Annotated in this window: 6 protein-coding genes; 4 read left to right on the top strand and 2 right to left on the bottom strand. The window is 71.9% G+C overall.

Annotated features, from left to right (window positions below; all coding sequences use genetic code 11):
• Window positions 1-1,452: alpha/beta hydrolase (locus tag GKQ77_RS21005; protein WP_219690471.1), on the top strand; the 1,452-nt coding region annotated here is incomplete at its 5' end.
• Between the two features lie 40 nt (window positions 1,453-1,492).
• On the opposite strand, the gene hemQ is transcribed toward GKQ77_RS21005, so the two are convergent.
• Window positions 1,493-2,212: a hydrogen peroxide-dependent heme synthase gene (gene hemQ, locus GKQ77_RS21000; RefSeq protein WP_219690470.1), complete on the bottom strand. Its 720-nt coding sequence runs from the start codon at window positions 2,210-2,212 to the stop codon at window positions 1,493-1,495.
• A gap of 4 nt (window positions 2,213-2,216) precedes the next feature.
• Window positions 2,217-3,692 carry a protoporphyrinogen oxidase gene (gene hemG, locus GKQ77_RS20995; RefSeq protein WP_219690469.1) on the bottom strand — a complete coding sequence of 492 codons (1,476 nt, stop codon included), beginning with the start codon at window positions 3,690-3,692 and terminating at the stop codon, window positions 2,217-2,219.
• A gap of 124 nt (window positions 3,693-3,816) precedes the next feature.
• Here hemG and GKQ77_RS20990 point away from each other — a divergent pair, with 124 nt between their 5' ends.
• The 3 genes from GKQ77_RS20990 to GKQ77_RS20980 all read left to right on the top strand — a co-directional run bounded on the left by GKQ77_RS20990 (window position 3,817) and on the right by GKQ77_RS20980 (window position 8,901).
• Window positions 3,817-4,719: a DUF4349 domain-containing protein gene (locus GKQ77_RS20990; RefSeq protein WP_219690468.1), complete on the top strand. Its 903-nt coding sequence runs from the start codon at window positions 3,817-3,819 to the stop codon at window positions 4,717-4,719.
• An 88-nt stretch (window positions 4,720-4,807) separates the two neighbouring features.
• Window positions 4,808-6,202, top strand: coding sequence for an FAD-dependent oxidoreductase (locus tag GKQ77_RS20985; protein ID WP_219690467.1), 1,395 nt, complete (start codon window positions 4,808-4,810; stop codon window positions 6,200-6,202).
• Window positions 6,203-6,747: 545 nt separating this feature from the next.
• The gene (locus GKQ77_RS20980; protein ID WP_219690466.1) at window positions 6,748-8,901 is read left to right on the top strand and encodes a hypothetical protein; all 2,154 of its coding nucleotides are present in this window, start codon (window positions 6,748-6,750) and stop codon (window positions 8,899-8,901) included.
• Window positions 8,902-8,961: the final 60 nt, after the last annotated feature.

Raw genomic sequence — 8,961 nt, 5'->3', positions numbered from 1 at the left:
CTCCAGTGCGGCACGGTCTCCGTGCCGCTGGACTACGCCCACCCCCACGGCGAGCAGATCGGACTGACCGTCAGCCGCAACAAGCCGACCGGGAAGGGAAAGGGGAAGGGGCAGGAGCAGGGGAAGAAGCAGGGGAAGGCCGCGGGGAAGAAGGCCGTCGCCCGGCAAGGAGCGCTCGTCTTCAACCCCGGCGGGCCCGGCGCGTCCGGCATGTACTTCCCGATGATCGGCGTCATGCCCGAGTGGAAGCGCATCGCCGCCGCCTACGACCTCATCGGCTACGCACCGCGCGGCGTCGGCCGCTCGGCCCCGCTCTCCTGCCAGGACCCGAAGGAGTTCGGCAAGGCACCCTCGTCGGCGCCGGTCCACCCCGACGACGCGTACAAGCAGGAGCGCATCGCGCGGGCGAAGGCGTACGCGCGCGGGTGCGCGGACCGCAACCCCGGCCTGCGGCACTACACGAGCCTGAACAACGCGCGCGACCTGGACGTGCTGCGGGCCGCGCTCGGCGAGAAGAAGCTGACGTTCCTGGGTGCCTCGTACGGCACCTACTTCGGGGCCCTCTACGCGACGCTCTTCCCGACGCACGTGCGCCGCATGGTCTTCGACTCGGCGGTCAACCCCGCCCCCGCGCAGATCTGGTACCGCAACAACCTCGACCAGTCGGCGGCCTTCGAGCGGCGCTGGGCGGACTTCCGCACCTGGGTGGCCAAGCACGACAAGACGTACCACCTGGGCACGACGCCCGAGAAGGTCATGGAGAACTACGAGAAGGTACGCGCCGAGCTGGGCCGCAAGCCCGCGGGAGGCAAGGTCGGCCAGGGCCAGCTCCACTCCGCGTACCTCAAGGCCGGGTACTACGACGACTACTGGCCGGAGCGGGCCAAGGCGCTCTCCGCCTATCTGAAGGGCGACCCGAAGCCGCTGATCGAGCAGGCCGCGCCCGAGCCGCGCGGGGCCGCCGACGACGAGAACGGCAACGCCGTCTACACCGCCGTGGAGTGCAACGACGCCCCCTGGCCGACGGACTTCGCCACCTGGGACCGCGACAACACGCTCCTCGCGCGCCTCGCGCCCTTCGAGACCTGGGACAACGCCTGGATGAACCTGCCGTGCGCCTACTGGCCCGCGCCCCGGCAGCAGCCGCTCGACGTGCGCGCGGATGGCGACGAGCTGCCCCCGACGCTGATCCTGGCCGCCGAGCGCGACGCGGCGACCCCGTACGAGGGGGCGCGGGAACTGCACCGCAGGCTGTCGAACTCGGTGCTCGTCACCGAGCGGGAGGCGGGCACGCACGGCATCGGCGGCGGCCCCAACGAGTGCGTCAACGGATACCTGGAGGCGTACCTCCTGGAGGGCAGGCTCCCGGTGCGGCGCGCGGCGTGCGCACCGCACCCGGAGCCCCGGCCGGAGTCCGGCGGGCGGGCGGTGGGGCGCCCGAGGGCGCTCTGACCGGCCCGTCCGACCCGACCCGGGTTACGCCCGACAGGGGTTACGCCAGGCCCGCGACGAGGTCCGCGACGGACTTGCGGCGGCCGGTGTAGAACGGCACCTCTTCGCGTACGTGCATCCGGGCCTCGGAGGCGCGCAGGTGACGCATGAGGTCGACGATGCGGTACAGCTCGTCGGCCTCGAAGGCCAGCAGCCACTCGTAGTCCCCGAGGGAGAACGAGGCGACGGTGTTGGCGCGCACGTCGGGGTAGCCGCGGGCCATCTTGCCGTGGTCGGCCAGCATGCGGCGGCGGTCCTCGTCGGGCAGCAGGTACCAGTCGTAGGAGCGCACGAAGGGGTAGACGGAGACGTAGTTGCGGGGCGTCTCGTCGGCGAGGAAGGCCGGGATGTGCGACTTGTTGAACTCGGCGGGGCGGTGCAGCGCCATGTTCGACCAGACCGGCTCGAGGGCGCGGCCCAGCTTGGTGCGGCGGAAGAGGTTGTAGGCCTCCTGCAGCTCGTCGGCGGTCTCGGCGTGCCACCAGATCATGACGTCGGCGTCGGCGCGCAGGCCGGAGACGTCGTAGGTGCCGCGGACCGTGATGTCCTTGGCGGCGAGCTGGTCGAACAGCTCCTGGACCTCGTCGGCGTAACCGGCGCGGTTCTCGGGGAGCACGTCACGCAGCTTGAAGACCGACCACAGGGTGTAGCGGATGACCTCGTTGAGGTCCTTGGCCTTCTTGCCGGCGTTGGGGGTCTTGGCGGGGGCGTCGTCACTCATGGGGCTATTCTCCTCCGCCGCCGTGCAGGCTCTGCACCGGGTCGCGGGTGAGCTGCTCCACACCGGTGAGGTCCCCGGCCAGCTGGTCGACGGCGGCGTTGGCGCTCGCGACGCACGCGGGGATGCCGACGCCGTCGTACGCGGCTCCGCAGACCGCGAGGCCGGGCAGCGCGGCGACGTGTGCGCGGACGCGGGTCACGCGCGCGTGGTGGCCGACCGGGTACTGCGGCAGGCCGTCGTCCCAGCGGGTGACGCGGGTGGCGACGGGGGTCGCGGTGAGTCCGGTGGCCTCGCGCAGGTCGTGGCGGGAGAGGGCGATGAGGTCGGCGTCGTCGCGGCCCAGGATCTCCGTCTCGCCGTACCTCCCGACGGAGGTGCGCAGGACCAGCAGGTCCGGGTCCTGCCGGTCGATCCAGCCCCACTTGTGGCTCGCGAAGGTGGACGCCTTGATCGTGTGCCCGTCGACGGGCGGCACGAGGAAACCGCTGCCTTCGGGCAGGTCGGTCCCGGCGCGCCGGTAGGCGAGCGTGATCAGCGTCATGGAGGCGTACTCGACGCCGCGCAGCTCGGCGGCCGCGGCGGGCGACTCGGCGTCCAGGAGCTTCGCGGCGGCTGGCGCGGGCAGGGCGAGGACGACGGCGTCGGCTTCGTGGACCTCGCTCCCGGTGACCACGCGCCAGCCGTCACCGGTGCGGCGCAGCTCCGTGACCGGGGTGTCGGTCAGAATGCGGCCGCCACGCGCGCGTACCGACTCCGCGACGGCGAGAGGCAGTGCGCCGATGCCGCCGTCGATGCCCATGAAGACCGGCCCGGTCTGCTGGTTCCGCGCGGCGCGCGCCTGGATGTCGCGGACGCCCTCGGTGAGGGAGGCGTGCGTGCGGGCGGCCTCGAAGAGCTGGGGGACGGCCGAGCGCATCGAGATGCGGTAGGCGTCGCCCGCGTACACCCCGCCGAGCAGCGGCTCGACGAGTCGGTCGACGACCTCGCGGCCCAGGCGCGCGGCGACGTACTCACCGACGGCGACGTCGTCGCCGACCTCGGTGGGCGGCAGCTCGCGGTCCCGCTCGATGCGGCGCAGGCCCTCGTCGGAGAGGACCCCGGCCAGCGCGGAGGCGTCCCCGGGCACGCCCATGACGTGCCCCTTGGGCATGGGGCGCAGGGCACCCCGGGTCCAGATGGCGGCGGTCGCGGTGGCGGGCGGCTGGAGCAGGTCGGCGAGGCCCGTCTCACGGGCGAGGGCGACGGCTTCGGGGCGGCGGGCGAGCATCGACTCGGCGCCGAGGTCGACGCGGACCCCGGCGATCTCCCCTGCGCGCAGTTTGCCGCCGAGCCGGCCGGAGGCCTCCAGGACGGTCACGCGGGTGTGCGGATCGGTGGCGATGAGCCGGTGCGCGGCGGCAAGTCCGGCGATCCCGCCTCCGATGACGACGGCGTGGGTCCGGGGGCCACCGCTGCCCGTACGTGTGTCCGTTTCGCGCATGCCTCCACTCTCTCAGACCGCCGAGTCCCGACCGTGACCGCATCGGGACCGGTCGGCAACCACCGTGGGGCCTCTCCCCGGCGTCGTAGGAGCATCACTGGCCACGACCCTCGGGGGTACGTCGATGCACACGTCAAGCAGGCTCACGGTCCAGGCTCTCCTCGGTCTGCTCCTGGCGGTCGCGCTCGCGCTCACGGGGTGCACCGCGAGCGGCGACGGCGACAGCGGCGGGGACGCCAAGGGGGCGGCGGCCGATCATGCCGCCGGTCCGCAAGGGGCCGAGGACGCGGCGGGCGCGCAGTCGGGCGAGCCGGGCAAGTCGCCGAAGCGGAAACCCTCGAAAGTGACTGGCCCTCAGGTCATCCGCACCGCGCGGCTCACCGTCCGGGTCGGGGACGTACCGAAGGCGCTGGAGGAGGCTCGCGCGGCGGCCGAGAACGCGGGCGGCATCGTGGGGAACGAGAACACGTCGCGCGACGACGAGGGCCGCGAGCGGTCGCGCGTCGTCCTGCGGGTCCCACAGAACGCGTACGAAGAGGTCCTGACCGCCCTCGAAGGCACCGGCAAGCTGATCGACCGCGAGGCCAAGGCGCAGGACGTCACCGACCAGGTCGTCGACGTGGAGAGCCGCGTCAAGTCGCAGCGGGCGAGCGTGGCGCGGGTGCGGGAGCTGATGGACAAGGCGACGAAGCTGAGCGATGTCGTCACCCTGGAAGGCGAGTTGAGCACCCGTCAGGCCGACCTGGAGTCACTGCTCGCGCAGCGGGCCTCGCTGAAGGACCGTACGGCCATGGCGACGATCACACTCTCACTGACCGAGCGCCAGGGCCAGGGCCAGGCGAGTACCGGGGACGACGACCCGACGCTCGGGGACGCGCTCGGGGGCGGCTGGGACACGTTCACCACGGGCCTGCGCTGGATCGCGATAGCCCTGGCGGCAATCCTGCCGTTTGCGGCGGTAGCCGCACTGCTCCTGCTGCTGTGGCTACGAGTAGTACGCCCCCGCCGCGGACGGGACACCCCGTAAGGGGGCGCGGGAGACGCCCCGTAAGGGGCGCGGGGAACTGCGCGCCCAGCCAGAACGAACCCGCAGGCACCCCGTAGCGTGTCAGAACATGAGCAGCACAAAAGAGCGACTGGTCATCATCGGAGCCGACGCCACCGGCATGTCGGCGGCATCGCAGGCTCGCAGGCTCAGGAGCCCGGAAGAACTGGAAATCGTCGCGTTCGAACGCGGCGATTTCACCTCGTACTCCGCCTGCGGCATCCCCTACTGGGTAGGCGGCGCCGTCGACGAGCGGGACGACCTGGTCGCCCGCACCCCCGAGGAGCACCGCGAGCGCGCGATCGACCTGCGGATGCGCACCGAGGTGCTCCGCATCGACGTGCGGGGCCGGCGCGTGCTCGCCCGCGACCTCGAAGCGGGGAAGGAGTACTGGACGACGTACGACAAGCTTGTCATCGCCACCGGCGCCCGCCCGCTGCGCCCGTCGCTGCCCGGCATCGACGCGCCCGGCGTGCACGGCGTGCAGACCCTCGGCGACGGCCAGGCCCTGATCGAGACCCTGGAGCGCACCGAGGGCCGCCGGGCCGTGGTCGTCGGCGCGGGCTACATCGGCGTCGAGATGGCGGAGGCGATGATCCAGCGCGGCTACGACGTGACGGTCGTCAACCGCGGCAAGGAGCCGATGTCCACGCTCGACGCGGACATGGGCCGGCTCGTGCACGAGGCGATGACGGGCCTCGGCATCGAGATGGTGAACGACGCCGAGGTCACCAAGATCCTCACGGATGACGACGGGCGGGTCAGGGCGGTGGCCACGGAGAACGCCGAGTACCCGGCGGACGTGGTGATCCTCGGCCTCGGCGTGCGCCCCGAGACCGAACTGGCGCGCGAGGCGGGGCTGCCGCTCGGCGACCACGGCGGCCTGCTGACCGACCTCGCGATGCGGGTGCGCGGGTACGAGGACATCTGGGCGGGCGGCGACTGCGTAGAGGTTTTCGACCTGATGTCGGGGCGCGAGCGGCACATCGCGCTCGGCACGCACGCGAACAAGCACGGGCAGGTCATCGGGTCGAACGTGGGCGGGGGTTACGCGACCTTCCCCGGCGTGGTCGGCACGGCCGTCAGCAAGGTGTGCGACCTGGAGATCGCCAGGACGGGCCTGCGCGAGAAGGACGCGCGGGCGGCGGGGCTGCGGTATGTGGCGGTGACCATCGAGTCGACGAACCGCGCCGGTTACTACCCGGGCGCGGCCCTGATGACGGTGAAGATGCTGGCCGAGCGGCGCACGGGCAAGCTCCTGGGGGTCCAGATCGTCGGACGCGAGGGCGCGGGCAAGCGGGTCGACGTGGCGGCGGTCGCGCTGACGGCGGGGATGACGGTGGAGCAGATGACGGCCCTGGACCTGGGCTACGCGCCGCCGTTCTCCCCGGTGTGGGACCCGATCCTGGTGGCGGCGCGGAAGGCGGTGGCGGCGGTACGGGCGGCGGACGAGCAACCCAGCTGAAACTATTGCGACTGCTACGCAGTTGCGGAACCCCGGGAATAAGGTCAGGCGCCCCCCGCGTGCCCCCGACGCGCCCTGTTTTGCGCCCCCTCCAGAAGAGCCCAGCACGCCTGCCATGCAGGTCAGTACGCGCTTTCCGAGAAATGGCGACCACTCCATGATCGCCCTCTCTTGGCTGATTCCAAGTGGTCTGGACCACTGGTGATTCTCCTGCCGTGGGAGCCCGTCCACGGCAGGCGCCTGTAGGAGGCACCCAGTCACGGTGCGACGTCGAAGACCCCTCTGAGCGGCCACGCTGCACCAGGAGTTCACTTCCGGGGGCGCATCGGGGTCCCCGCACCCCTCCTCACGCGCCGCTGGGGGCGCGCCGTCTTTTTTCCGCCAGGTTTCACAGAATCGGCACAGACCCCACAGGTGGGCCGCACTATGTGACGCGTCAGAGCGGCACGGACACACACGGCGACGTGTGACCGGCGCTGCTTGGGGGGCGGGCCGTGGGGTGGAGACACCCCCTCGGCCCGACCGTGGAGGGGACCACACACCGCATGAAACACACCGCGCGAGCGGCGGCTCTCGGAGCCGGCGCTCTGCTTCTCGCGCTCTCCTTGCCCGGCGCTCCGGCCTCGGCCGCCGAGCAGCCCCGCATCGATCTGCGCGTCCTCGTGGTGACCGACGGAGGCCCCGCCACCGCCGCGATCATCGCCGAACTCGACGGCCAGGGCACGCCGTACACCACCGTCGACCTGCGCCGGAGCGGGCGCCCAGTGATCGACAAGGCGTTCCTCGCGGACACCGTGAACGGCAGGGCGCGGGCCAAGTTCCAGGCCGTCGTCCTGCCCAACGACAATCCGTTCGGGTCCGGTTCGGCCGAGCTGGCCGCCCTGGCCTCGTACGAGCAGACGTACGCGATCCCCCAGGTGGACGCCTACACCTACGCCCGGCCCGAAGCGGGCCTGAGGACACCGGAGTTCAGTGGCTCGCTCGACGGCGTACGGGCCGAGGTGACGGCGGCGGGCAAGAGCGGCCCCTTCGGCTATCTCGCGGACCAGGTCCCTTTCGAGGACAACTCGCCTTCCGTGAGCGAGAGTTACGGCTTCCTCGCCGAGCCGGCGCCGGGCGCGGACTTCACCAGTTACGTGGACGCGCCGATCCCGGGCGGCCAAGGGCGTGGCTCGCTCGTGGGCGAATACCGCCACGACGGGCGGCGCGAGCTGGTGGTGACCTTCGTCTACAACGAACACCAGCGGCAGTTCCGGCTGCTCGCCCGGGGCATCGTGGACTGGCTGACGCAGGGCGTCCACCTGGGCGCGTCCCGCAACTACTTCGCCGTCCACGTCGACGACGTGTTCGGCGCCGACGACCGCTGGGACACCGAGCTGAACTGCACGCCGGGCGACGTCGACTGCCCGCCGGGCGAGGGCACACCGGACCCGATCCGGATGACGCCCGACGACGCGGCCCACGCCTCCGAGTGGTCCAAGAGCCGGAAGTTCCCGCTCGACATGGCCTTCAACGGCGGCGGCAGCGAGCTGTACCGCGAGGAGAACGGCGGCGCGGACCCCCTCGCCGACCGGCTCATCGCCGACCGCGCCGACCACCGCTGGATCAACCACACCTACAACCACCCCTTCCTCGGCTGTGTCCAGGACGTCAGCACGGTCCCGTGGAAGTGCGCGAAGAACGCGGACGGCAGCACGCGCTACGTCTCGCGCGCCGACATCTCCCAGCAGATCTCCGACAACAGGGCGTGGGGCCAGCGGGCCGGACTCCCCCTCACCAACGGCGAGTTGGTGACCGGCGAGCACTCCGGCCTCAAGGTCCTGCCGCAGCAGCCCGACGACAACCCGAACCTGCCCGGCGCCCTGCGGGACAACGGTGTGACATGGCTCGGCTCGGACAACTCACGGGACAGGGCCCAGCGCCAGGTCGGCGCCGCGCTGACCGTGCCGCGCTTCCCGATGAACGTCTTCTACAACGCGGGCCGGGCCGAGGAACAGGTCGACGAGTACAACTGGATCTACACCCGCGCGGCCGACGGCGGCAGCGGCGTCTGTGAGAACTCCCCCGTCGCGACCTGCCTCACCGAACCCCTCGACCTCGCCACCGGCTACCAGGACCACATCGTGCCCGTGGAGTCGACGATCGCGCTCGGACACGTCCTGGCGAACGATCCGCGGCCGCACTTCATCCACCAGTCCAACCTCGCCGAGGACCGCATCGCGTACCCGGTCCTGAACCGCGTACTCGACTCCTACGAAGCCCTGTTCGCGTCCAACACCCCTGTGGTCAACCTTCGGATGGCCGACATCGGCGGCGAGCTGCGCTCCCGTGCGGCCTGGGACACGGCCGTCAAGGCGGGCCGCGTCACCGCCTACCGGATCGGCGACACCGTGACGGTCCAGGCCCCCTCCGGGGTGGCCGCCCGGGCCACGATGCCCGCCGGCACGGTGCGCCAACACCTGCTCGGCACCGACCCGTTCGGCACGGCATACGCGGGCAGGACCTCCGGCTGGGTCTCCCCGGCGCTCCTCCAGGACCGGGTCACGCTCACCCTCCCCACGGCGCCGACGACCACCGCGAAGGCCCAGACCCGGGCCGAGCTGCCGAAGGCGTACAGGAAGCTGCCGGTACCGCCAGACGTGAAGCAGTACGTGAAGCCGGGCGCGTCCGGCGCGACCCCTGAGCCACCGGCGGCGTAACAACCGCGATCGCGACGCGAGGGGACAGGGCGGCACGGCCGCCCGGGGCCCCGCCCCCAC

Source organism: Streptomyces anatolicus (genome assembly GCF_019400875.1).
Taxonomy (GTDB): domain Bacteria; phylum Actinomycetota; class Actinomycetes; order Streptomycetales; family Streptomycetaceae; genus Streptomyces; species Streptomyces anatolicus.
This window is presented reverse-complemented; position numbering and strand designations above follow the sequence as displayed.

What these genes read in the sequence shown, in the direction of transcription:
- GKQ77_RS20990 (WP_219690468.1), top strand. Translation starts at nt 3,817, where the DNA reads ATGCACACGTCAAGCAGGCTCACGGTCCAGGCTCTCCTCGGTCTGCTC.
- GKQ77_RS20980 (WP_219690466.1), top strand. Translation starts at nt 6,748, where the DNA reads ATGAAACACACCGCGCGAGCGGCGGCTCTCGGAGCCGGCGCTCTGCTT.
- hemQ (WP_219690470.1), bottom strand. Translation starts at nt 2,212, where the DNA reads ATGAGTGACGACGCCCCCGCCAAGACCCCCAACGCCGGCAAGAAGGCC.
- GKQ77_RS20985 (WP_219690467.1), top strand. Translation starts at nt 4,808, where the DNA reads ATGAGCAGCACAAAAGAGCGACTGGTCATCATCGGAGCCGACGCCACC.
- hemG (WP_219690469.1), bottom strand. Translation starts at nt 3,692, where the DNA reads ATGCGCGAAACGGACACACGTACGGGCAGCGGTGGCCCCCGGACCCAC.